Here is a 23,230-nt window from a genome sequence, read left to right on the forward strand (position 1 = left end):
CGCGCGGTGGAACTCCTCGCCGAGGTACTTGCCCGCCGGCTGCAGGTCCACGATGAGCGGGACGTCGAACCCGATCCGCTGCCACTCGGTCATCGGCAGGTCCACGCCGACGTGCCGGGCGACGGCGGTGATGTGGATGGGCGCGTTCGTGGAGCCGCCGATCGCGGAGTTGACCACGATGGCGTTCTCGAAGGCCTCGCGCGTCATGACGTCCGAGGGCTTGAGGTCCTCGTGCACCATCTCCACGATCCGCCGCCCCGTCAGGTACGCGTTGCGGGCGCGGTCGCGGTGCGGTGCCGGGATCGCCGACGAGCCCGGCAGGCTCATCCCGAGCGACTCGGCGAGTGCGTTCATCGTGGACGCCGTGCCCATCGTGTTGCAGTGCCCGGGAGAGGGCGCCGAGGACGCCACCATCTCCACGAACTCGGCCTGGTCGATCTCCTCGGCGGCCAGCATCTCGCGGGCCTTCCAGACGATCGTGCCGGAGCCGGTGCGCTCGCCGTTGTACCAGCCGTTGAGCATCGGACCGCCGGACAGCACGATCGCCGGGATGTCGACGGTGGCCGCGGCCATGAGCAGCGCCGGGGTCGTCTTGTCACAACCCGCGGTGAGCACGACGCCGTCGAGCGGGTAGCCGTGCAGCACCTCGACCAGCCCGAGGTAGGCGAGGTTGCGGTCGATCGCCGCGGTGGGCCGCTTGCCGGTCTCCTGGATGGGGTGCACCGGGAACTCGAAGGCGATCCCGCCCATCTCCCGGATGCCCTCGCGCGTCCGCTCGGCGAGCCCGAGGTGGTGGCGGTTGCACGGCGAGAGGTCCGATCCGGTCTGCGCGATCCCGATGATCGGCTTCCCGGACTGCAGCTCGTCGCGGGTGAGGCCCCAGTTCATGTACCGCTCGATGTAGAGCGCCGTCATCCCCGGGTTGTCCGGGTTGTCGAACCACGCCTGGCTGCGCAGTGCGCGCTTATCAGGGGTCATGGTGTGAGCTGCCCTCCGTTGACCTCGATCACCTGACCGGTGACGTAGCCGCTCATCGCCTGCGAGGCGAGGAACAGCACCGTGCCGACGCACTCCTCCGGGGTGCCGGTGCGCCCCATCGGGATGCCGGCGACCATCGCGTCCATCTGTTCCGCCGAGGTGTGGCGCTCGTGGAACGGCGTCGTGATGACGCCCGGCGCCACCGCGTTGACGCGGATGCCGTCGCGCGCCAGCTCCTTGGCCAGCCCGTGGGTGAACGTGCTGACCGCGCCCTTGCTCGTGGCGTAGGCGACCGAGCCGCCCGCCCCGCCGGTGCGGGCCGCGATGGAGGTGAGGTTGACGATCGCGCCGCCGCCCCGGGCCTTCATCGCCGGGATCGCCTGCCGGCAGGCGGCGAACACCGACGTCATGTTGAGGTCCATGACCCGGGCGAAGTGCTCGTCGGTCATCTCGCTGATCGGGGTGCGCCCGAGCAGGTCGCCCGCGTTGTTGACCAGCACGTCGAGCCGGCCGTGGCGGGCCACGACGTCGTCGACCAGCTGGGTGGCACCCGCGGCCGAGGACAGGTCCGCGGAGACGACCGACGCGGCGCCGCCCGCCTCCTGGATCGTGCCCGCGACCTTCTCCGCGCCCTCGCGGTTGTGCCCGTAGTGCACGACGACGTGCGCGCCGTGCCGGCCGAAGCCCTCGGCGACGGCGGCGCCGATCCCGCTGCCGGCCCCGGTGACGAGCACGACCTGGTCGTGGAAGTCGAGCACCGTCACATCACCGCCCCGAGCTGCCACGGCACGAACTCCTCCTGGCCGAAGCCCAGCTCCTCGCTGAACGTCTTGCGTCCGGAGGCGGTGTCGAGGATGAACTGGAACAGCCGCTCCCCCACCGCCTCCACCGACTCGCCGTCGGTGAGGATCACGCCGCAGTTGACGTCCATGTCGCCGGACATCCGCTCGTACATCTCGGTGTTGGTGGCGAGCTTGATGCTGGGCGTCGGCTTGGTGCCCAGCACCGACCCGCGACCGGTGGTGAAGCACATGACGGTGGCCCCGCCCGCGATGATGCCGGTGACCGACACCGGGTCGTAGCCGGGCGTGTCCATGAACGTGAAGCCCTTGGCGGTGACCTTCTCGGCGTAGCCGTACACGCCGGTGAGGTTGGTCGTGCCACCCTTCGCGACCGCGCCGAGCGACTTCTCCAGGATCGTGGTGAGCCCGCCCGCCTTGTTGCCCGGCGAGGGGTTGTTGTCCATCGACCCGTTGTTCTTGGCGGTGTAGGCCTCCCACCAGTGGATCTGGTCGACCAGCTTCTCGGCGATCTCGGGGCTCACCGCCCGGCGGGTGAGCAGGTGCTCGGCGCCGTAGACCTCCGGGGTCTCGCCGAGCACGGCGGTGCCGCCGTGGCGCACCAGGAGGTCGACGGCCGCGCCGAGCGCCGGGTTCGCGGTGATGCCGGAGTAGGCGTCGGAGCCACCGCAGTTCAGCCCCAGCACGAGCTCGCTGGCCGGGACGGTCTGGCGGGTGACCTCGTTGGCCTTGGGCAGCATCGCCTTGAGCGCCTCGACCGCCGCGCGGACCGTGGCGACGGTGCCGCCCTGCTCCTGGATCGTCATCGTCTCGACCGGCCGGGACGGGTCGAGCCGCCAGCCCTGCGAGACACCCCGGATCTGGTTGACCTCGCAGCCCAGCCCGAGCATCAGGAACCCGGCGAAGTTCGGGTGCTCGGCGTAGCCGGCGAGCGTGCGGCGCAGCACCGCGATGCCCTCGCCGTCGTCGGCCATGCCGCAGCCGGTGCCGTGGGTGAGCGCCACGACGCCGTCGACGTTCGGGTAGTCGTCGAGCAGCCCGGGCCGCCGGAACTGGTCGGCGATCATCTTGGCCGCGGTGGCCGAGCAGTTGACCGAGGTCAGGATGCCCAGGTAGTTGCGCGTGGCGACCTTGCCGTCGGCCCGCACGATGCCCTGGAACGTCGCGCGCTCCGCCTCGGGGACGTACTCGACCGGGGTGACGTCGGCGCCCACCGCGTAGTCGCGCTCGAACGCCTGGAACGCCACGTTGTGGGTGTGCACGTGGTCGCCGGGGACGATCGCCGCGGAGGCGAACCCGATGATCTGGTTGTACTTGCGCACGGGCTCCCCGACGGGGATCTCCGCCACCGCGATCTTGTGCCCGGCCGGCACGTCCCGGCGCAGCGTCACCCCGTCCACGGTCGTGCCCGCGGCGAGGGCCCGGGCGGCCACCACCACGTTGTCGGCGGCGTGCAGCCGAACGCTCGGCTCCCCGCGCCTTCCGATACTGACCGGTGTCACTGCCACGGCTGAAGCCGTCCCTCCTCGTCGAACGCCATCGGAACGGCGTCTGAAATGATCTCCAGGTTCGGGTTGTCGTCGACCGCGGGGCGCAACGACTCCGAGACCAGCAGGTGCTCCAGGTCGAGGGTGTTGCGCATGCGCACGATCGTGACCGCCGCCGGGTCGGGCCGTCCACAGGTCTGCACGGCCGCCGCGATCGCGTCCCGGTCGGTGGCGAACGCCATCGGGATCTGCGCGCGCTGCGGGCCGCCCAGGCCCGAGGTCATCGCGTTGATGTAGACGCTGCGCAGGTCGATGCGCTCGAGCAGCCGGAACGGCACGAAGTCGGCGAGCCCGAGACCCACGGCGTTGCCGTGCGAGGCGTCACTGACGTCCAGCACGGCGATGTTGCGGATGTTCGGGCGGTCGAACTCCGGGCTGTCGCGGATCATCATCCGGCCGATCACGTTGGTGTCCATGCCGGCGCCGGAGTAGTTCTTGCCCATCACGTCGATCACGGCGACGTCGATCTCGTCGAAGGGCAGCCGCGCCATCCGCTGCTTGGCGTCGGCGAGCAGGGCGGTCTCCGCCGGCCCGGCGATGTCCGGGGCGTCCAGCAGCTCGATGCGCGCCGCCCGGTCGTTGGCGTTCTCGACGATGGCCAGGCCACCGAGCACCTTGCCGGTGTCGACGATGCGCCGTGCCACCCGCGGGATCCAGACCCCGAGGTTGGACGGCCCGAACCGGTGGATGCCCTCGGCCCCGCGCTGCTTGCCCAGGCCGATCGCGATGATCTTGGCGATGCCGCTCTCGATCTCGCCCTGGAAGTCGGTGTGGGCCTTGACCCGGTTGACCGCGAGGATCCCGTCGGCCTTGGCGGCGTTGGCGTCCAGGTGCACGGCCGGGCCGTCCGGCAGCCGGTCGATCTCGACCGTCTCCATCGTGGCCCGGATCGGCATGCCGAGCCGCTCCTCGGTCATCCCGAGGTCGGCGAGCATCTGGACCTGGCCCTCGGCGGTCGCGCCGCCGTGCGAGCCCATCGCGGGCACGACGAACGGCTCCGCGCCCGCCGCGCGCAGCCACTCCCCGGCCGCGCGGACGACGGCCGGCTTGTCGTGGATGCCGCGGCTGCCCGCGGTGATCGCGACGGTCATCCCGGGGCGGATCCGGGCGCGCAGCGGCTCGAGCGCGGCCGCGGTGGCCGCGGCGACGTCGGTGACCTGCGTGGGGTCGAAGCGCTGCCGCACCGGCAGCAGCCGCGGGAACGCGACGTCGTAGGTCAGGCCGCGGACGGCCTCGAACGGACCCAGATGAGTGGTCATGACGCCGCCGCCTCCTTACGGGCGCTCGCCATCGATGCGCCCACCAACACCGCCTCCACCATGCTGTCCGCGCTCGCCTTGCCGGTGCCGGCGATGTCGAACGCCGTGCCGTGGTCGACGCTGGTGCGCACGATCGGCAGCCCGATCGTGGCGTTCACGCCGGTCTCGAAGCCGAGCACCTTCACCGCGATGTGGCCCTGGTCGTGGTACATCGCGATCGCCACGTCGAAGTCGCCCGCCACGGCGCGGCCGAACAGCGTGTCCGCCGGCCACGGGCCGGTGGCGTCGATCCCCTCCGCGCGTGCCCGCTCGATCGCCGGCGTGATCGTCGTCTGCTCCTCGTCGCCGAAGAGGCCGCCCTCGCCCGCGTGCGGGTTGAGCCCGGCCACCCCGACCGAGGGCCGCTCGATGCCCATGTCGCGCAGGGCCCGGTCGGCGAGCCGGACGGTGGTGAGCACCCGCTCGGTGGTGACCTTCTCCAGCATCTTCCGGATGCCGACGTGGGTGGTGACGTGCACGACGCGCAGCTTGAGCGCGGTGAGCATCATCGCGAAGTCGGTGGTGCCGGTGAGCTCGGCGAGGATCTCGGTGTGACCGGGGTAGGGGTGCCCGGCCAGCGCGATGGCCTCCTTGTTCAGCGGCGCGGTGACGATGCCGTCGATGTCGCCGGCCAGCGCGAGCTCCACGGCGTGCGCCACGCCGTCGAAGGCGATCTTCCCGGCCTCCGCCGAGAGCTTCCCGACCGGGACGGGCCGGTCCGACGGCACGACGACCACGTCCAGCGTGCCGGGTTCGAACCGGGCCTCGGCCGGCGAGGCCACCGCACGCAGCGCCGGGGCGTCCGGCACCACCGACGCGGCGGACCGCAACGCCTCCATGCTGCCGATCGCGAGCAGCCGGGCGGCCGCGACGCGCGGGTCCCGCGCCGCGGCGAGGACGACCTCGGGGCCGATCCCGGCCGGGTCTCCGACGGTCAGCCCGAGCAGTGGTCTCATGCGCACGCCTCCAGAGCTTCTGCAGCGCGGGTCAGCGCGTCCGGAGCGCCGAACCCGCCGGACTTCGTCACCACGGGTACCCGCCGGGGCCCCGCGACCAGCACGCCGAGCGGGAGCCCGGCCACGACCTCGCCGTGCAGGCGCAGCTCGGTGGCGCCCAGCGCGTCGGCGACGGCGAGGGCCGTGGCCCCGCCCGTCAGCACCAGGCCGGTGCCCGGCACGGCGTCGAGCACGGCGACGGCGGCGGCGGCCAGCCCGGCACCGAGCGCCACGGCCGCCGGGCTCTCCGGGTCCACCGGCCCGTCGGGCTCGCAGGTGAGCACGGCCCGCCTCCCTGCCCGCAACGCGGAGACGGCCGCCGGGGCCGTGGTCACGAGGTCGGCGCCGAGCGGAGCGAGCTGCGCCCGCGTCGTGGGATGCGGGGTGCCCACCACGAGCAGCACACCAGCCTCGACCGACGAACGGCACTCTCGTCGGCTAGGGACCGACGAGAGTGCCGTTCGTCGGCAGGTCGGCGGAGGGGGGAGGACCTCGGCTAGCGCGCGGGAGAGGCCGCCTGAGCCGATCGCCACCGATCCTCCGTCGGCGAGCCTGCGCGCCAGCGCCAGCAGGGCGTCGTGGCTCTCGGCGTCGACGACCTCGACGCCGTCCGGGAACAGCGCGGCCACCTGCGGCACCGTCGGTTCGCCGTGCACGAGCAGGGCGCCGTCGCGCACGACGCGGCCCTGCGCGGGGAAGGCCGGGGTGGCGATCGCCGTCGCGGCACCCCATGCCGCCAGCGCGCCCTCGACGTCGGCGCGCACCTGTCCCCGCAGCGTGGAATCGATCTTGACGAAGAGCAGCTCGGCGTCCGGCACCCGGCCGACCGCGCGGTGCGTGCGCTCGCGGGCCTCGGCCGCGGGGCGCCCGCGGTTGTCGGTGCTCAGGGCCACCACGTCGGCGGTGGGCAGCTGCTCGCCCAGCGCGACGGCGACGGTGAACCCGTGGGCGGCGAAGGGGGCAGCGGCGTCGGCCGCGCCGGTGAGGTCGTCGGCGACGACGGCAAGGCGGCGGACGGTGCCGAGGGAAGCCACTGCGACCGATGCCTCCCGTCCCTGCGCGACGCCACCGAGGCTAAATGGGCCGGGGGACCCCGTCAACGAGACCCCTCTGACATCTGATGGTTCGGCGGCCGCCGAGGGGCAGCAAAGCCACTTTGCTGTACCCCAGGGTCATGAATGTGGCTTTCCTGACCCTCCGGACCCGGGAGGCCGAGCGGAGACGTCAGATCTGGAGGGCGCGGCGCGTCACTTCCCGGAGCGGGAGCCCGAGCGCCACCGCCGCGGCGGCCACGTCGTCGTGCTCGGGCTTCGTGCCCCACGGGCCGTGCTTGAGGCGGATCGGGTACCCCTCCACCTCGACGGTGCTGGTGTGCCGCGGCAGCGCGGCGCGGTCCACGGGCGAGCGGCGCAGCCCCAGGCTCCCGGTCTCGGCGAGCACCAGCCGCTCGCACGCGGGCGCCCGCTCGGGCGCGACGAGCACGTGCACGGTGTGGGCGGGGCGCCCCTTCTTCATCACGATCGGGGAGAGCCAGGCGTCCGCCGCGCCGGCGTCGAGCAGCCGGGCGACGAGGTGGCCGAGCACCTCGCCGGTGACGTCGTCGACGTTGGTCTCCAGCAGCACGAGGCGTTCGACGGCGCCGGTGGCCTCGCCGAGCAGGGCCTGCAGCGCGTTGGCCCGGTCGTGCGGGTCGCGCCCGCCCGCCCCGTAGCCGACGCGTCGCAGCGTCATCGCCGGCAGCGGTCCGAACTTCGCCCCGGCCGCGACGAGCAGGGCGGCGCCGGTGGGCGTGACGGTCTCCCCGTCGCCCGCGCCGACGACCGGCGCGCCCGCCGCGGCCAGCAGCGCCGCGGTGGCCGGCGCCGGGACCGGCAGCACCCCGTGCCGGGTGGCGACGGTGCCGGAGCCGAGCGCGAGCGGCCCGCACACCACCTCGGTGACGTCGAGCAGGTCGAGCGCCGCGGCGACCCCCACCGTGTCGACCACGGTGTCCAGCCCGCCGATCTCGTGCAGGTGCACCTCGGTCGGGTCCGCGCCGTGGATGCGCGCCTCGACGTCGGCGATCGCGCGCACTGCCGCCGCGGCGACGCCGGTGTCCGCGCGCTCGATGCGGGCGAGCAGCTCGGCGGCGCGCCGCTCGGTGGCGGTGTCGGTCACCGTGACCACGGCCCGGGTGGCCGCCAGCCCACCGCGCGTGACGGGCTCCGCGGTGAGCTCCCAGCCGTCCAGCCCGGTGCGGGCCACGGCCGCGCGCACGCCGTCGAGCGGGGCGCCGAGGTCGAGGAGCGCGCCGAGCAGCATGTCGCCGGAGATTCCGCTGAACGGGTTGAGCCAGACGATCACCGGCGGGCGACCGCCATCCGGTGCGCGGCCACCGCGGCGCCGAAGCCGGAGTCGATGTTGACGACCACCACGCCCGCCGCGCAGGAGCTGATCATCGCGAGCAGCGGGGTGACGCCCCCGAGCACCGCGCCGTAGCCGACGGAGGTGGGCACCGCGATCACCGGGCAGCCCACCAGGCCGCCGACGACGCTGGGCAGCGCTCCCTCCATCCCGGCCACGCAGATCACGGCGTCGGCCGCGGCGAGCTCGTCGACCACGGCGAGCAGCCGGTGCACACCGGCCACCCCGACGTCGTGCACCTCGCGCACGCGCAGCCCGATCGCGCGGGCCACGGCGGCCGCCTCCGCGGCCACCGGCCCGTCGGACGTGCCCGCGGCGACCACCACCACCTCGAACGGCCGCTCCGCCGCGGGCCGCCAGACCAGCAGCCGGGCCACGGGGTCGTAGCGCCCACCCGCGACGGCGGCGGTGACCGCGGCCGCGTCGTCGGGGTCGATGCGCGTGACCAGCACCGGGCCCTCGTTGCCCGCCAGCAGCGACCGCACGACACCGATCACCTGCTCGGAGGTCTTGCCGGGCCCGTAGACGACCTCGGGCAGGCCCATGCGCGCCTCCCGGTCGGTGTCGGGGCGCGCGTACCCGAGGTCCTCGAACCCCCGCGTCATCGCGCACCCGGCATGCCCAGCAGGACGTTCATCCGCCCGCTGGCGAACCCCTGCAGATCCAGCGCGCAGAACTCGAACCCCGCCGCGCGGACGCCCGCGTCCAGCTCGCCGCGCAGGCCTGCGGCCCGGGACACGTCCTCGGCGGGCACCTCGACGCGCGCCACCGCGCCGCCACCGTGGGCGCGCACCCGGCAGACCGGGAAGCCCAGCGCGCGCACGGCCTCCTCGGCCCGCTCCACGCGCTGCAGCACCTCCGCGGTGACCGGGTCGCCGTAGGCCACCCGCGACGCGAGGCAGGCCGCCGCCGGCTTCGCGGCCGTCACCAGGCCCAGCGCGTCGCTGACCAACCGCACCTCGGCCTTGCCGAACCCGGCGTCGAGCAGCGGCGCGATCGCACCCCTGGCCGCCGCCGCGGCCTGGCCGGGCCGGTGGTCCCCGAGGTCGTCGGCGTTCGTGCCGAGCGCGATCCGCGCGCCGGACAGCGCCGCCAACGGGGCGAGCGCGTCGAAGAGGGCCGACTTGCAGTGGTAGCAGCGGTCCCCGCCGTTGGCGACGTACTCGGGCCGCTCCAGCTCGTCGGTGGCGACCTCGACGTGCGCGATCCCGCGCTCGGTGGCGAACGCGCGTGCGGCAGCGCGTTCGCTGCGCGGCAGGCTGGCCGACACCGCCGTGACGGCGACGGCGCGTTCGCCCAGCTCCTCGGCGGCGACTGCGGCCACGAGGGCCGAGTCGACGCCACCGGAGTACGCCACGAGCACCCGCTCCTCGCGACGCAGGCGCGCGCGCAGCGCTGCCAGCAGGACATCGACCGACCGTTCGGGCACCACGAGGCGAGACCCTATGTCGTGCCGCCCGGATCCGCGATCGTGGCCGCGGTCGCAGTGGTGGCTGTGGTGGTGGTCGTCCCCGCCTGCCCCCCGTGTGCGATCCCGCACGGTAAGGTCGGCGCCGTCGTCGCGGTTGAGAACCCAGCCGTGCGGCCCGGGCTCGTCCGGCTGCCCGGACGGGTCGGTCGGCGCCGGTCCACACCGAGTTCGACCAGCCGGAGGTGAACGATGGGCGAGACGGTCCAGCCCGGACCGGGCGTGGCAGGCGCATCCGCCTCGGAGTTCCTGGACACCACGATCTCCCGACCCGAACCCGCCACGGTGCTGCTCAGCGTCCGCGGCGAGATCGACACGCTCACCGCGCCCGCGTTCACCGCGGCCACCGACGAACTGCTCGCCGCGCCGGGCGAGACCCTCGTCGTCGACCTGTCCGAGGTGCGGTTCCTCGCCTCGAGCGGGCTCGCGGTGCTGATCTCCGCCGCGCACCGCGCCGAGGAGCGGGGGCTGCGGCTGCGGCTCGTCGTCCCCACCAGGGCCGTCCGCAGGCCCATCGAGATCACCGGTACCGGGCAGCTCTTCGACCTGCACGGCGACGTGGCAGCCGCGACCGGGGGCCGCGATTGAACCGTCGCCCCGCGGGTAGCAAGATGAACCCGCACGTGCAGGACGTCCTCGTAACCACCGGAAGGAGACCCGGCAGCGTGTCGGACCTGTCCTCCCCCTCGCCCGCCGACGCGCTCGACGGGGCATCGACCGTGGAGGTCCGGACGTCGGCGAGCGCCGCACTGATCCCCACGATCCGCGCCGTCGCCTCCGACCTGGCCGCACGTGCCGACTTCGACCTCGACGCGATCTCCGACCTCCGGATGGCCGTGGACGAGGCGTGCGCCACGCTCGTCGACGTCGCGTCGCCCACCTCGTGGCTGCACTGCACGTTCCTGGTGCGCCCCGAGCGGATCGAGGTGCACGCCGAGGTGCAGACCAAGCACGCCGAAGCGGTCGTCTCCACCGACACCTTCGGCTGGCGGGTGCTGCAGACGCTCGCCGACGAGGTGTCCGTCCACCACGACCCCGGCCGCCCGGACTCCACACCGACCGTCGGGATCCGGCTGGACAAGCGCTCCGGCGACGTACTGCGGTGACCCGAGCCGACCCCGAGTACGGTCATCTCTCCCCGCTCCTCGAGCGCTACTCCACGCTCCGTCCGGACGACCCGGAGCGGGAGGCGCTGCGCGAGGAGCTGGTGCGGGGATTCCTCCCGGTGGCCCAGCACATCGCCCGCCGCTTCTCCAACCGCGGCGAGCCCCTCGACGACCTCGTGCAGGTCGCCACCGTCGGGTTGATCAACGCGATCGACCGGTACTCGCCCGACCGCGGCACCGACTTCTTCTCCTTCGCGGTGCCGACGATCAGCGGCGAGGTGCGGCGGCACTTCCGCGACCTCGGCTGGTCGATGCGGGTGCCGCGCCGGTTGAAGGACCTGCACGTCTCCATCAACGGGGTGGTCTCCGAGCTGTCGCAGAGCCTCGGGCGCGCACCCAAGCCCACCGAGATCGCCGAGCGCCTCGGGGTCCCGGTCTCCGAGGTGCTGGAGGGGCTGGAGGCGTCGGAGGCCTACCGGAGCTCCTCCCTCGACGAGATGCTGTCCTCCGAGCAGGGCAGCGCCACCGTCGGCGAGCTGGTGGGCGAGGCCGACGCGGAGCTCGACCGCGTCGACTTCCGGCAGGCGCTGCGACCGGTGCTGGCCGAGCTGGCCGAGCGCGAACGCACCATCGTGCTGCTGCGCTTCTTCGGCAACATGACGCAGACGCAGATCGCCGACCGCGTCGGCATCTCGCAGATGCACGTGTCCCGGCTGTTGGCCCAGACCCTCGACCGGCTGCGCACGCGGCTGGACCCCGAGACCCGCGTCGGCTGAGCCCTCCGCCACAATCGCCGGCGAGGGGGACGTCATGACCGATCAGCCGCAGCACGTGGTGATCGTCGGGGCGGGGCTCGGCGGGCTGCGCACCGCCCAGCAACTGCGCTCCGCCGGCTACCAGGGACGCATCAGCCTGGTCGGCGCCGAGCACCACGCCCCGTACGACCGGCCGCCGCTGTCCAAGCAGCTGCTGACCGGCGAGTGGGACGCGGAGCGCACGGTGCTGGCCGGCCCCGACACCGTCGAGGAGCTCGGCGTCCGGCTGCACCTGGGCCTGCCGGCCGTGGCGCTGCGGCCCGATGCGGGCGGGCACGAGCTGGAGCTGGCCGACGGCTCCGCCCTGCGTGGCGACGCGGTCGTCATCGCCACCGGGCTCGTCGCGCGGGCGCTCCCCGGCCAGCCCGCGGCCGTGCACACGCTGCGCACGCTCGACGACGCCCTCGCCCTGCGGTCCGCGCTGGAGGGCGCCGGCTCGCTGCTCGTCGTGGGCGCCGGGTTCATCGGCGCGGAGGTCGCGAGCGCCGCCCGCGGCCGCGGCCTCGACGTCACCGTGCTGGAGGCGCTGCCGGCCCCGTCGGCCCACGCCCTCGGCCCGCAGCTGGGCGCGCTGGCCGGCCGGCTGCTCACCGAGGCGGGCGTCGACCTGCGGACCTCGGCCACCACCACCGGCTTCGCCGACGTGCCCGCCGGTGTGGCGGTCGAGCTCGCCGGCGGCGGTCGGGTCGTCGCCGACGTCGCGGTCGTCGGCATCGGGGGCGCCCCGCACCTGGGCTGGCTCGACGGCGCCGGTGTCGACGGCAGCCGGGGCCTGCACTGCGGGCCGGACGGGCGGGTGCACGGGCTGGACGCGGTGTGGGCGGTCGGCGACGTCGCGGCGTGGGACGACCCCGCGCACGGCGACCGGCACCGCCACGAGCACTGGACCAGCGCCACCGACCAGGGCGCCGTCGTGGCCCGCGACATCATCGGGGCACCGCCCCCGCCGCGCACGGTGCCCTACTTCTGGTCCGACCAGTTCGGGCTCAAGATCCAGGTGCTCGGCCGCCCGGAGCTGGCCGACGGGCTGGTCCCGTTGCACGGCACGGGCCTCGACGACGGACCGGTGCGCGGCACCGTGGCGGCGTACACGGCGGGCGAGCGTGTGGTGGGCGTGGCCGGTTTCGGCGCCGCCCGCCTCGTGGCCCGCTACCGCCCGCTGGTGGCGGCGAACGCCGCGCTGGCCGAGGCCCGGGAGACGGCCGCCGCCCTGAGTGGATGACGACCGCGACGAACGGCACTCTCGTCGGCTAGGTGCCGACGAGAGTGCCGTTCGTTGCGGGGGGTCAGCGGAACAGGCGGCGGATGAACGCGATCGCCAGCAGGGCGCCGAGCGCCATGAGGCCGTAGCGGATCCTCGGGTCGCTCATCCGCACCGCGACGCTCTCCTTGCCCGCGTCGACGAGGTGCTTGGGGCTCGCGCGCTCGGAGAGGGCGTCGAGGCTGTCCGCGAGCGCGTCCCTGGCCTGCTCGATCTCGCGCTGGATGGTGTCCGGGTCGCGGGGCACGACGCCTCCTGGGATCTGCGGTCGACTGTGTCACGTCGGAGGGTGCCACCGTAGATCAGCGCGGGCCCGGACGGCGCCCCGGCCGTCGGCGCGTCCGGCGCCTGGTGCCAGTATCGGTGGATGACCACCCGCCTGGCCCCCGGCGACGCCGCTCCCGACTTCACCCTCCCCGACGCCGACGGCAGGCCCGTGTCGCTGTCGGACTACCGCGGCCGCCGGGTCATCGTCTACTTCTACCCGGCCGCGAGCACCCCCGGCTGCACGAAGCAGGCCTGCGACTTCCGCGACAACCTCGCGGACCTGGGCGACGCCGGCCTGGACGTCATCGGTGTCTCGCCCGACAAGCCGGCGAAGCTCGCGAAGTTCCGCGACGCCGAGGGCCTGACGTTCCCGCTGCTCTCCGACGTCGACAAGGAGGTGCTCACCGCGTGGGGCGCCTTCGGGGAGAAGCAGATGTACGGCAAGACCGTCACCGGCGTGATCCGCTCCACGTTCCTGGTGGACGCCGACGGGAAGGTCGAGCAGGCGCAGTACAACGTGCGCGCCACCGGTCACGTGGCGAAGCTGCGCCGGGACCTCAAGGTCTGACGACGCGGACCTCCACACCGGGGAGCTCACCGAACCCGGCACGGGCGTCAGTGGTGACGATCGTGCGGTCCGCGCTCCGGGCGGTGGCCGCGATGATCAGATCGTGGGCACCACACGCCTCGCCGCTCCTGCGCGTGTGGGCCAGCAGCGCAGCGTGGTGCTCGGCAACTCCCTCGTCGTAGTCGAGCACGGGCACGACCTGCAGGATCTCGTCGAGGAAGGCGCGTTGCGCCGCCGATCGGCCCGGATCTGCGTCGAGCAGTGTGCCCGCGAGGTACTCGGCCACCGCGATTGCCGGGAGCCCCACGTCGTCGGTGCGGGCGAGCGCGCCGAGGGGACCGCTGCCCCGCACACCGGCGACGAGAACGCCGGTGTCGAGGATCAGTCGCGCCACGGGTCGGTGTCCAGCTCCGCGGACACTGCGCTGCGGGCGGCGCCGACCTGCGCGGCGAACGCATCGTCGAGGGCGGGGTGGCCGCGCCAGCGCTCCATCACGTCGGACAGCGCCGCCCCGTTCGCGCGCGGGGCCGGCGCGATCAGCGCCACTCGCCGACCGGACCGGGTGACGACGATCGTCTCGCCCTTCTCCGTGGCGTCCAGCACCGCGGAGAAGTTGCGCGCCGCCTCGGACGCAGACATCTCCTTCACGCGGATCAGACTATCAGATTCCGAATATCAGGAATCGCCGAACACCGCGGCCACCCCGGGGATCCGCGCCCGGTACCCCCGCAGCAACTCCTGCGCCACACCCACCGAGTCGACGAGCGGGTGCTGGGCGAACGCGCGCAGCGCCAGCGCCTCGGAGCCGGTGACCGCGGCCTCGATCGTGTCCTGCTCCACGGCCTTGACCTGCTGCAGCAGGCCCAGCATCGCGAGCGGCAGCGGGGCGGTGGCCAGCGGCGTGACGCCGTGCGCGCCCACCAGGCAGGGCACCTCCACGACGGCGTCGGCCGGGAGACCCGGCACCGCGGCGCCGTTGCGGACGTCGAGGATCATGGTGCGGCTTGGGGGATGGAAGCCGGCGGAGCTTGCGGAGCCGGCGGGGTGGGTAAGGCTAGCGCCGCCGGACAGCGCCGCCATCAGGTCGAGGGCCACCTGCTGGTAGCCGCCGACGGCGAGGTCCTCCACGGCACGCTCGCCGGCGCCGCTGGCCTCGCGGCTCTCGGCCATGTAGCTCGCGTCGCGCTCGGCGTGCACGCGGATCCAGCGCTCCAGCGCGCCGCCCGGATCGGCCGCGGTGTCGGCGTAGAACCGATCCTGCTGGTCGAGCAGGTACTCCCCGCGGGTGCTCGCCGCCGCGCCGATGGCCGCCACGGCGTCCCGGGTCCGGTAGAAGTAGTAGAGGTACTCGTTGGGCAGGGCACCGATCGCGCGCACCCAGTCGGGCCCCACCAGGCGCGCCTCCTCGACCGACGCCAGCGCGGCGTCGTCGGCGAGCAGGTCCGGGAGCCGGTCCACCCCGTCCACCCGCAGCCCGCGCAGCCAGCCGAGGTGGTTGAGACCCACGTACTCGACCACCGGCTCCTCGGCCGCCGCGACGCCGAGGCCCGACAGCGCCCGCGCGGCGCGGTGCGCGAGCCCGATCGGCGAGTCGCAGATGCCGATCACGCGCTCGCCGAGCACGCGCTGCATCGCCTCGGTGATCATTCCGGCCGGGTTGGTGAAGTTGATGACCCAGGCGTCCGGCGCCACCGCCGCCACCCGCTCCGCGACGCGCAGCGCCACCGGCACCGTCCGCAGGCCGAAGGCGATCCCGCCCGGACCGGTGGTCTCCTGGCCGAGCACGCCGCACGAGAGCGCCACCCGCTCGTCCACGGTGCGCCCGGCGAGCCCGTCGACGCGGATGGCGGAGAACACGAACCGGGCGTCGGCGAGCGCGTCGTCCAGATCGGTGGTGGTGCGCACCGCCGGGGCCGTGGCCAGCTGCGCGAGCACCGCGCGGATCGCGGCGAGCCGCCCACCGGAGACGTCGTGCAGGACGACCTCCGTGATCGGCGACCCGCTCGCGAGCGCCCGGTAGACGAGCGGCACCCGGAACCCGCCCCCGCCCAGGATCGTGAGCTTCACGCGAGCCGGATCTCCGTGCCGGAGGCGGCGCACGCCGCGAGCGTGCCCGCGTCGGCCCCCTCGTTCGTGACGATCACGTCGACCTCCTCCGGTCCGCACACCGGGAGCAACCCGGTGCCGGGGAACTTGCCGCGGTCGGCCACCACGACGGTCTGCTCGGCTGCGTCGATCATCGCGCGCTTCACCGGAACCTCGACGAGGGTGGAGTCGCGCACCTGGCCCTCGCGGGAGATCCCGCTCGTGCCCAGGAACAGCCGGTGCGCCCGCACCTCGCGCAACGCCTGCTCGGTGAGCATCCCGACGAGCGAGTGGTAGTTGCGCCGCAGGATCCCGCCGAGCACGAGCAGCTCCACGGACCGGTCGTCGCGCAGCTCGTCGACGACCGCGAGGCTGCTCGTGATCACCGTGATCCGCCTGCCTCGCAGCATCCGGGCCAGCCGGGCGGTGGTCGTGCCGATGTCGAGCAGCACCACCTCGCCGTCGCCGACGAGCGTGGCCGCGGCGCGCGCCACCCGTTCCTTGTCGTCGGCGGCCACGGTGGCGACCTGCGCGAACGGCACCGGGTCGTCGTCGGGCACGCACCCGGCCCCGCCCCGCACCCGCCGCAGCGCACCCTCGGCGTCGAGCGACTGCAGGTCGCGCCGGATCGTCGACGGGCTCACCCCGAGGTTCGACGCCAGCGCCTCGACGGACACGATGCCGGAGGACCGCACCAGACGGAGGATCTCCCCGTGACGGCTCGCCGGAAGCACGGCGCCCACGGTAACGCAGCAGGGCGCACGCGAACACCGCCGCGCGAGCACAACGCGTCACATCTGAGCAAAGACGCGCGCGCACAGTTGCCATCCGCGCAGGCGACCCGGCACTATCCCGGCGGGACCGAGCAGGAGGACGAGGTAGCGCAGGCGGTGACCAGCACGAGGAACAGCACGACGGTGGACGTACCCCACGAGCCGGTGTTGTGGGACCCGCTGGCCGCGTTGCGCGGCGGCGCCGACTCGCCCCCGGTCGACATCTTCATGTCCGGCACGGTGTTCCTCGACATCGTCTTCACCGGGCTGCCGGCCGCGCCGTCGGCCGGCACCGAGGTGTGGGCGTCGGGCATGGCCTCCTGCCCCGGCGGGATCGCGAACCTCGCGATCGCCGCCTCCCGGCTCGGACTGCGCACCAGCCTCGCCGCGGGCTTCGGCGACGACGTCTACGCCGACTTCTGCTGGCAGACCCTCGCCGACCAGGAGCGCGTCGACCTCTCGCGGTCGCGGCGCTTCGCGCAGTGGCACTCCCCCGTCACCGTGTCGATGGCCGTGCAGCGCGACCGGAGCATGGTCACCCACGGCCACGAGCTGCCGATCCGTGCCGACGAGCTGATCGGCGTGCCGCCCCGCTCCCGGGCCGTCATCACCAGCATCGGCGAGGGCGCCGCCGACCCCGTCCTGCCGTCATGGGTGGCGCGGTCGCGCCACGAGGGTGCGCTGGTGTTCGCCGACGCGGGCTGGGACCCCACCGGGGCGTGGGACCCGCAGCTGCTGCGCACGCTCGCCGGTTGCGACGCGTTCATGCCCAACGCCGTCGAGGCCATGCACTACACGCGCACCGACAGCCCGCAGGCCGCGCTCAAGGCGCTCGCCGAGCACGTCCCGCTCGCCGTCGTCACGCTGGGCGGGGACGGCGCGATCGCGGTCGACGGCGTGACCGGCGAGACCGCGGCGGTGCCCGCGCTCCCCGTCGACGCCCTCGACCCGACCGGGGCGGGCGACGTCTTCGGGGCCGGGCTGGTGCTCGGCACCATCGCGGGCTGGCCGCTGGAGCACCGCCTCCTGTTCGCCGGCGTGTCCGCCGCCCTGGCCGTGCACGAGTTCGGCGGGTCCCTCGCCGCGCCCGGCTGGGGCGACATCGGCGACTGGTGGCGCCGCACCCGCGCCCGCGCCGACGCCGGGCACGCCGCCGCCGCGGACCTGAGCCGCCGCTACGGGTTCCTCGAGGACCTCGTGCCGCGCACCCACGTCTGCGGGGTCCGCCGCGCCGCTGCCACGATCGCCCGGCACTCCGACGTCGCCCGACCCACCACCAACACGACCCCCTGAGCACCCGAGGAGCCCCGATGGCCAGCCGACCGTCACGGATCCGCCGCGCGCCCGCCGTCGTCGCCGCGCTTCTCGGCGCGCTCCTGGCGACGGCCTGCACGCCCGGCTCCGAGAACGCCGCCGCACCGCCGACCACCGACCGGGCGGTGCAGACCGACATCGCCGCGCTCGGCCCCGTCACGCTCACCGTGTGGGACCAGGAGGTCCGCGGCGGGCAGAACGAGCAGATGGAGCGGCTCAACGCGGCGTTCCAGGAGCGCTACCCCAACATCACCATCGAGCGGGAGTCGCGCTCGTTCGACGACCTGGCCACCACGCTGCGGCTGGCGATCACCAGCAACGACGCGCCCGACGTCGTGCAGGCCAACAACGGCCGCGCCGACATGGGCGCGTTCGTCGCCGCCGGGCAGCTGCTGCCGCTCCAGCCGTGGGCGCAGGTCTACGGCTGGGACCAGCGCTACCCGGAGTCGGTGCGCCAGTACGTGAGCTACACGCCCGACGGCAAGGTGTTCGGCGAGGGCGAGATGTACGGGCTGCCGCAGGTCGGTGAGGTCGTCGGCGTCTACTACAACCCGGCCGAGCTGCAGCGCCTCGGCATCGCGGTGCCCACCACGTGGGAGGACTTCGAGGCCGCGCTCGCCACCGCGAAGGCGGCCGGCACGACGCCCGTGCAGCTGGGCAACGTCGAGGGCTGGCCCGCGCTGCACGTGTTCGGCACCGTACAGGACCAGCTCGTGCCCGCGGAGCAGGTCACCGACCTCGCGTTCGGGCGTGCCGGCGCGTCCTGGACGACCCCGGAGAACACGCAGGCCGCGCAGAAGGTCGCCGAGTGGGCGCGGGCGGGGTACTTCCCCGAGGGCGTCAACGGCATCGACGACAACCAGGCCTGGCAGGCCTTCTCCCGCGGCGAGTCGCCCTTCCTCATCGGCGGCACCTGGTACGCGCCCGACCTCGAGGCCGCCATGGGCCAGAACGTGCGGTTCATGCCGCCCCCGCCGCCCGCGGGCCGTCCGGTGTCGGCCACCGGCGGCACCGGCCTGCCGTTCTCGATCACCAGCGGCAGCGACGCGCCGGACGCGGCCGCGGCCTACCTCGACTTCATCACGAACGCCGACGCCATGGCCGTGCTCACCGAGACCGGCAACCTGCCCGTCGCCGACACCGCGGCGCAGACCCCGCCCGCCGGCCTGTCCGCGGACGTGTTCGCCGCGTTCGCCCAGGTGGCCGAGAACGGTGAGCTGCTGCCCTACCTCGACTACGCCACCCCGACCATGGGCGACACCATGGGCGCGGCGCTGCAGGACCTGATCGCGGGCGAGCAGCCGCCCGAGGCGTTCCTGAGCACGGTGGAGGCCGACTACGCGGCCTTCGTCGACGCGAATGGCTGATACCCGCACCCCCGCGCGCGCCCGGCCGGCACCCCCGGTCGTTCCCGCACCGGACGGGCGGCTGGGCCCGTCCCGGTGGCACGCCATGGCGTACGTGGCGCCCGCGCTCGTCGTCTACGCGGCGTTCGTGCTCTACCCGCTCGGGCGCGCCGTGCACCTGTCGCTCTACGACTGGGACGGGCTCTCCCTCGCCACGTTCGTGGGCCTGGCCAACTACGCGGAGGTCGTCACCGACGCCGGCCTGCGCGCGGCGTTCGGGCACGCGCTCGTGCTCATCGTGTTCTTCGCGCTGCTGCCCACGGCGATCGGGCTGGTGCTCGCGGCCGTGCTCACCCGCGCCCGGGTGCGCGGCCTGCCGTTCTTCCGCACGGTCGTGTTCCTGCCGCAGGTGGTGGCCATGGTCGTGGTCGGCGTCGCGTGGCGGCAGCTCTACGCCCCGGACGGATCGGTCAACGGCCTGCTCGACCTCGTCGGGCTCGGCGGGCTGACGCGGGCCTGGCTCGGCGACACCACCTTCGCGCTGCCGGCCGTCGGTGTGATCGGCACGTGGGTGCAGACCGGGCTGGTCACCGTGCTGCTGATGGCCGGGATGAGCCGCATCCCCGACCAGCTGTACGAGGCGGCGCGCCTCGACGGCGCCGGGCCGGTGCGGGAGTTCTTCGCGATCACCCTGCCCGCGGTGCGCGCCGAGCTCGCCGTCGCGCTCACGCTCACCGTCATCGCCGCGCTCAAGACCTTCGACCTGATCTACATCACGACCGGTGGCGGGCCGGGCAACCGCACGTCGGTGCCGTCGTTCGAGGTCTACAACCGCGCGTTCCGGCTGGGCGAGGTGGGCTCGGCGGCAGCCGTCGGCGTCACGCTCACCGTGCTCATCTTCGTGATCAACCTGGCGGTCGCGCGGATCGGGGAGCGCCGGTGATCTCCCGTACCGAGCGCGCGGCCAACTACGCGATCCTGCTGCTCTTCGCCACCTTCGCGCTGTGGCCGGTCCTCACGATCCTCGCCAGCGCGCTCGGCCCCGGCGACTCGGGCGGGCCGGGCGGCCTCGCCAACTTCCCCGCGGCATGGGAGCAGGGGCGGTTCGGGTCGTCGATGCTCACCAGCGTTGCGGTGTCGGCGTTCGTGGTCGTCGTCGCGGGGGTGCTGTCGGTGCTCGCCGGCTACGCGTTCGGCACGATGCGCGTGCCGGGGGCGGCCGTGCTGTTCCCGCTGTTCCTGCTCGGGCTGATGGTGCCCACCGAGGTGATCGTCGTCCCGCTGTACTTCGACCTGCGCACCTTCGGGCTCACCAACACGTTCTGGGCCATCGCCCTGCCGCAGGTGGCGCAGTCGCTCGCGTTCGGCACGTTCTGGATGCGGGCCTACTTCCGCTCCCGCCCGCAGTCGCTGATCGAGGCCGGCCGCCTCGACGGTGCGGGCTCGTGGCGCATCCTGTGGCAGATCCTGGTGCCGCCGGGGCGGCCCGCCATCGTCACGATGGTGGTGTTGACCTTCATGTGGACGTGGAACGAGTTCCTCATCCCGCTGGTCATGGCCACCGACGGGGACCTGCGCACCGCGCCGCTCGGGCTCGCGTTCTTCCAGGGCCAGCACATGACGGGCTTCACGCTGCTGGCGGCCGGCGCGGTGATCGTCGCGGTGCCGGTGGTGGTGGTCTACCTGTTCCTGCAGCGGCACTTCATCCGCGGGATGCTGGAGGGGGCGGTGCGGGAGTGAGCCGATCACCGTGGCGACGCGCGCTCGTCACCCGCCGTTCCCCGGCCCGGGGTTGGATGACGCAGGGCGGAGGGCGGGGGTCGGCGGATGTTCGTGGAGCTGCTGAACGCGGTGCAGCGGCGGTTCAACCGCTGGGTCGAGACGCGTGACGTCGAGGACCTGCTCGACCCGGCCGGCCTCCGCGACGTCGCGGCGCTGCTACCGCTGGCACCCTCGGAGCCGCCCCGACGCCGGTTCGGGTTCCTGCGGCTGACCCCGGAGCGGGAGGCCACCGTCGCGGCGCTGCAGGCCACCGGCATGCTGCGCTACGCCCGCGGCCTGCACCTGCCCACCGGCCCGGCCCGCGACGAGGAGCTCACCGCGGCCACCGACCCGCTGAACGCCGCGCTGCCGGCCCTGTCCGAGCTCCCCGACGACGTGCAGGAGCTGACACGGCTGGCGAACCCCGCCGCCGACGGTCCCGCTCGGGCAGCTCGGCGACGCGATCGCCGCGACCCGCCGCTTCGTGGCCGACTTCGCACACCCAGTTGCCACTTCGCACAAGGCCCGCGGTGTGCGAAGTGGGTGCTGGGTGTGCGAAGTCGAGCCCGTACGATTTGTGTGCGCCGGCGTAGCCCAACGGCAGAGGCCCGATCTTTAGGTGGTCGTCAGTGCGGGTTCGAATCCCGCCGCCGGCACCGCGCGCCCCTACGCGGCCCGCTCGTCCCCCGGCTCCACGTCGGTGGCGACCGGGAGCGGCACCACCGGCGCCGGCCTCCGGGCCGCGATCAGCGCCCCGGTGAGCCCGATGGCCCCCGAGCACACCGACACCAGCAGCATCGCGGGGTGCGGGTTGCCGCCCACCGCCGCGTCACCCAGGATGACGACCCCGATCGTGCCGGGTAGGACGCCCAGCACGGTGCCGATCAGGTACGGCGCGAACCGCACACCCGAGAGCGCCGAGGCGTAGTTCATCGCGGAGAACGGCACGGCGGGGATCAGCCGCAGCGAGATCATCGCGAGCAGGCCGCTGCGGTCCAGCCGGGCGCGCACCCACGTCATGAGGCGGTGGTCGGAGTGCTTGCGCGCGAACCGCCCGCCCACGCAGCGGGCCAGCCAGAAGGCGACGGCGGCAGCCAGGGCCGTGCCGGCCACGGCGAGCAGCACGCCGCCGATGCCGCCGAACAGCACCCCGGCGGCCACGGTGAACACGGTGCGCGGCACGGGCGCGACCGTGACCGCACCCTGCAGCAGCACGAACAGCAACGGCGCCCACAGGCCCGCGGTCTGCACGGCCGCGCGGATGTCGGGGATGCCGGTGCCGCTGCGGAACGCGAGCACGGCGAGGACGGCGACCGCGAGCACGCCGGCGACTGCGGCGATCCGTCCCCATCTCACTCGCTCGACGGTACCGAACGCCGTCTACCTGCTCGGCACGAAGGGTGGCGCTCGCCACCGGATGTTCACCTGCGCGGCGGCTACCGTGCCTCGCGTGACCGATGAGCAGCGCACCCTCGACCTCGATCCCGACGGCCTGGCCGTCCGCCGCGAGGTGCTCGGACCGGACCACGTGGACGCCGCGCTCGAGCGCGCCGACGAGATCACGTCCGAGTTCCAGGAGATGATCACCCGCTACGCCTGGGGCGGCATCTGGACCCGTCCCGGCCTGGACCGGCGGATGCGCAGCGCCATCACGATCACCGCGCTCGTCGCGCACGGGCACCTCGCCGAGCTGGAGCTGCACCTGCGCGCGGCCCTGCGCAACGGCCTCACCCGCGAGGAGATCGTGGAGGTGCTGCTGCAGAGCGCGATCTACTGCGGCGTGCCCGCCGCCAACTCGGCCTTCGGCGTGGCCCGCCGCGTGCTGAACGAGCCCTCCTGACGCGCCTCGGCGCTCAGGTGAGGGCGGCCAGGTGCGGGAGGAGGGCGCGCATGGCGCGGCCCCGGTGCGACGCCGCGTCCTTCTCCTGCGGCTCCAGCTCCGCCGAGGTGCGCTCCTCGCCGTCCGGCACGAAGATCGGGTCGTAGCCGAAGCCGTTCGTGCCGCGGGGCGCGCGCACGATCCGGCCCGTCCACTCGCCGTGCACCACGGTCTCCCGGCCCCCGGGCACCACCAGCGCGGCGGCGCACACGAACGCGGCGCCGCGGCGCTCGTCGGGCACGTCCCCGAGCTGGCCCAGGAGCAGTTCGAGGTTGGCGACGTCGTCGCCGTGGCGGCCGCACCAACGGGCGGACAGCACCCCGGGCATCCCGTTGAGCGCGTCGACGGCGAGACCGGAGTCGTCGGCCACCGAGGGGAGGCCCGTGGCCGCCGCGGCGTCCCGCGCCTTGGCGAGCGCGTTCTCGGCGAACGTGGCGCCCGTCTCCGGGGCCTCGGGGAACTCCGGGACGTCGGCGAGGCCGACGACCTCGACGGGGCCGTCGACGAGCATCCGCTGCAGCTCGACGAGCTTGCCCGCGTTGCGGGTGGCGAGCAGGACCTTCATC

At 74.0% G+C, this 23,230-nt stretch carries 26 protein-coding genes and 1 tRNA gene; 11 read left to right on the forward strand and 16 right to left on the reverse strand.

What is annotated here, in order from left to right; translation table 11 throughout:
* The 9 genes from FB558_RS38885 to larE all read right to left on the reverse strand — a co-directional run.
* Positions 1–978: dihydroxy-acid dehydratase domain-containing protein (locus tag FB558_RS38885; RefSeq protein ID WP_211367170.1), on the reverse strand; the 978-nt coding region annotated here is incomplete at its 3' end.
* A complete protein-coding gene (locus tag FB558_RS38890) occupies positions 975–1,763 on the reverse strand; it encodes an SDR family NAD(P)-dependent oxidoreductase (protein WP_211367171.1) in 789 nt (262 codons plus the stop codon). The genes FB558_RS38890 and FB558_RS38885, both read right to left, overlap by 4 nt.
* Positions 1,739–3,286 (reverse strand): UxaA family hydrolase, encoded by a 1,548-nt coding sequence (locus tag FB558_RS38895; protein WP_246107087.1) that lies wholly within the window; start codon positions 3,284–3,286, stop codon positions 1,739–1,741. The genes FB558_RS38890 and FB558_RS38895 overlap by 25 nt, the downstream gene beginning before the upstream one ends.
* On the reverse strand, positions 3,277–4,584 hold the full coding sequence (locus FB558_RS38900; RefSeq protein ID WP_142063434.1) for a nickel pincer cofactor-dependent isomerase, group 22: 1,308 nt from the start codon (positions 4,582–4,584) through the stop codon (positions 3,277–3,279). The genes FB558_RS38895 and FB558_RS38900 overlap by 10 nt, the downstream gene beginning before the upstream one ends.
* Positions 4,581–5,579, reverse strand: coding sequence for a 4-hydroxythreonine-4-phosphate dehydrogenase PdxA (gene pdxA, locus FB558_RS38905; RefSeq protein ID WP_142063437.1), 999 nt, complete (start codon positions 5,577–5,579; stop codon positions 4,581–4,583). Before pdxA ends, FB558_RS38900 begins: the two co-directional genes overlap by 4 nt.
* Positions 5,576–6,652 (reverse strand): four-carbon acid sugar kinase family protein, encoded by a 1,077-nt coding sequence (locus FB558_RS38910; RefSeq protein WP_170231763.1) that lies wholly within the window; start codon positions 6,650–6,652, stop codon positions 5,576–5,578. Before FB558_RS38910 ends, pdxA begins: the two co-directional genes overlap by 4 nt.
* A 190-nt stretch (positions 6,653–6,842) precedes the next feature.
* A complete protein-coding gene (gene larC, locus FB558_RS38915) occupies positions 6,843–7,961 on the reverse strand; it encodes a nickel pincer cofactor biosynthesis protein LarC (RefSeq protein WP_142063443.1) in 1,119 nt (372 codons plus the stop codon).
* Entirely contained in the window at positions 7,958–8,626 is a 669-nt protein-coding gene (larB, locus tag FB558_RS38920; protein WP_142063446.1) for a nickel pincer cofactor biosynthesis protein LarB, read from the reverse strand. Before larB ends, larC begins: the two co-directional genes overlap by 4 nt.
* Positions 8,623–9,453, reverse strand: a complete 831-nt coding sequence (gene larE / locus FB558_RS38925) for an ATP-dependent sacrificial sulfur transferase LarE (protein WP_211367172.1) — start codon at positions 9,451–9,453, stop codon at positions 8,623–8,625. Before larE ends, larB begins: the two co-directional genes overlap by 4 nt.
* 228 nt (positions 9,454–9,681) lie before the next feature.
* Here larE and FB558_RS38930 point away from each other — a divergent pair, with 228 nt between their 5' ends.
* The 4 genes from FB558_RS38930 to FB558_RS38945 all read left to right on the forward strand — a co-directional run bounded on the left by FB558_RS38930 (position 9,682) and on the right by FB558_RS38945 (position 12,632).
* The gene (locus tag FB558_RS38930; protein ID WP_142063449.1) at positions 9,682–10,077 is read left to right on the forward strand and encodes an STAS domain-containing protein; all 396 of its coding nucleotides are present in this window, start codon (positions 9,682–9,684) and stop codon (positions 10,075–10,077) included.
* Positions 10,078–10,154: 77 nt separating this feature from the next.
* Positions 10,155–10,595, forward strand: coding sequence for an ATP-binding protein (locus FB558_RS38935; protein WP_142063452.1), 441 nt, complete (start codon positions 10,155–10,157; stop codon positions 10,593–10,595).
* A complete protein-coding gene (locus tag FB558_RS38940) occupies positions 10,592–11,371 on the forward strand; it encodes a SigB/SigF/SigG family RNA polymerase sigma factor (protein WP_142063455.1) in 780 nt (259 codons plus the stop codon). The genes FB558_RS38935 and FB558_RS38940 overlap by 4 nt, the downstream gene beginning before the upstream one ends.
* 34 nt (positions 11,372–11,405) lie before the next feature.
* Complete coding sequence (locus FB558_RS38945) at positions 11,406–12,632, forward strand: NAD(P)/FAD-dependent oxidoreductase (RefSeq protein WP_142063458.1); 1,227 nt, start codon at positions 11,406–11,408, stop codon at positions 12,630–12,632.
* Positions 12,633–12,696: 64 nt separating this feature from the next.
* On the opposite strand, the gene FB558_RS38950 is transcribed toward FB558_RS38945, so the two are convergent.
* The gene (locus tag FB558_RS38950; RefSeq protein WP_142063461.1) at positions 12,697–12,918 is read right to left on the reverse strand and encodes a DUF3618 domain-containing protein; all 222 of its coding nucleotides are present in this window, start codon (positions 12,916–12,918) and stop codon (positions 12,697–12,699) included.
* A 120-nt stretch (positions 12,919–13,038) separates the two neighbouring features.
* On the opposite strand from FB558_RS38950, the gene bcp reads away from it, so the two are divergent.
* A complete protein-coding gene (gene bcp / locus FB558_RS38955; protein WP_142063464.1) occupies positions 13,039–13,506 on the forward strand; it encodes a thioredoxin-dependent thiol peroxidase in 468 nt (155 codons plus the stop codon).
* Here the strand turns inward: bcp and FB558_RS38960 are convergent.
* The 4 genes from FB558_RS38960 to FB558_RS38975 are packed head-to-tail and all read right to left on the reverse strand — an operon-like array spanning position 13,496 to position 16,334.
* A complete protein-coding gene (locus FB558_RS38960) occupies positions 13,496–13,900 on the reverse strand; it encodes a PIN domain-containing protein (protein ID WP_142063468.1) in 405 nt (134 codons plus the stop codon). The genes bcp and FB558_RS38960 overlap by 11 nt on opposite strands.
* Positions 13,888–14,145 carry a type II toxin-antitoxin system Phd/YefM family antitoxin gene (locus FB558_RS38965; RefSeq protein WP_142064312.1) on the reverse strand — a complete coding sequence of 86 codons (258 nt, stop codon included), beginning with the start codon at positions 14,143–14,145 and terminating at the stop codon, positions 13,888–13,890. Before FB558_RS38965 ends, FB558_RS38960 begins: the two co-directional genes overlap by 13 nt.
* A 36-nt stretch (positions 14,146–14,181) precedes the next feature.
* Positions 14,182–15,573, reverse strand: a complete 1,392-nt coding sequence (locus FB558_RS38970; protein ID WP_142063471.1) for a family 4 glycosyl hydrolase — start codon at positions 15,571–15,573, stop codon at positions 14,182–14,184.
* Positions 15,570–16,334, reverse strand: coding sequence for a DeoR/GlpR family DNA-binding transcription regulator (locus FB558_RS38975; RefSeq protein WP_342787724.1), 765 nt, complete (start codon positions 16,332–16,334; stop codon positions 15,570–15,572). The genes FB558_RS38970 and FB558_RS38975 overlap by 4 nt, the downstream gene beginning before the upstream one ends.
* Positions 16,335–16,592: 258 nt before the next feature.
* Between FB558_RS38975 and FB558_RS38980 the strand changes: the two genes are divergently transcribed.
* The 5 genes from FB558_RS38980 (at position 16,593) to FB558_RS39000 (ending at position 21,441) form a co-directional block, all read left to right on the forward strand.
* A complete protein-coding gene (locus tag FB558_RS38980) occupies positions 16,593–17,657 on the forward strand; it encodes a carbohydrate kinase family protein (protein WP_142064315.1) in 1,065 nt (354 codons plus the stop codon).
* Positions 17,658–17,674: 17 nt separating this feature from the next.
* Positions 17,675–19,045: an extracellular solute-binding protein gene (locus tag FB558_RS38985; protein ID WP_142063477.1), complete on the forward strand. Its 1,371-nt coding sequence runs from the start codon at positions 17,675–17,677 to the stop codon at positions 19,043–19,045.
* Positions 19,038–19,967 carry a carbohydrate ABC transporter permease gene (locus tag FB558_RS38990; protein WP_142063481.1) on the forward strand — a complete coding sequence of 310 codons (930 nt, stop codon included), beginning with the start codon at positions 19,038–19,040 and terminating at the stop codon, positions 19,965–19,967. Before FB558_RS38985 ends, FB558_RS38990 begins: the two co-directional genes overlap by 8 nt.
* Positions 19,964–20,764, forward strand: coding sequence for a carbohydrate ABC transporter permease (locus tag FB558_RS38995; protein ID WP_142063484.1), 801 nt, complete (start codon positions 19,964–19,966; stop codon positions 20,762–20,764). Before FB558_RS38990 ends, FB558_RS38995 begins: the two co-directional genes overlap by 4 nt.
* A 604-nt stretch (positions 20,765–21,368) precedes the next feature.
* Positions 21,369–21,441 (forward strand) — tRNA-Leu (locus FB558_RS39000).
* Positions 21,442–21,451: 10 nt separating this feature from the next.
* Here FB558_RS39000 and FB558_RS39005 read toward each other — a convergent pair.
* Positions 21,452–22,141 carry a TVP38/TMEM64 family protein gene (locus tag FB558_RS39005; RefSeq protein WP_142063487.1) on the reverse strand — a complete coding sequence of 230 codons (690 nt, stop codon included), beginning with the start codon at positions 22,139–22,141 and terminating at the stop codon, positions 21,452–21,454.
* A 94-nt stretch (positions 22,142–22,235) separates the two neighbouring features.
* Between FB558_RS39005 and FB558_RS39010 the strand changes: the two genes are divergently transcribed.
* The gene (locus FB558_RS39010; protein ID WP_246107089.1) at positions 22,236–22,625 is read left to right on the forward strand and encodes a carboxymuconolactone decarboxylase family protein; all 390 of its coding nucleotides are present in this window, start codon (positions 22,236–22,238) and stop codon (positions 22,623–22,625) included.
* 13 nt (positions 22,626–22,638) lie between these two features.
* Here FB558_RS39010 and rdgB read toward each other — a convergent pair whose 3' ends face one another.
* Positions 22,639–23,229, reverse strand: coding sequence for an RdgB/HAM1 family non-canonical purine NTP pyrophosphatase (rdgB, locus tag FB558_RS39015; RefSeq protein ID WP_142063493.1), 591 nt, complete (start codon positions 23,227–23,229; stop codon positions 22,639–22,641).
* Position 23,230 lies beyond the last annotated feature (1 nt).

Source organism: Pseudonocardia kunmingensis (genome assembly GCF_006716445.1).
Lineage (GTDB): Bacteria > Actinomycetota > Actinomycetes > Mycobacteriales > Pseudonocardiaceae > Pseudonocardia > Pseudonocardia kunmingensis.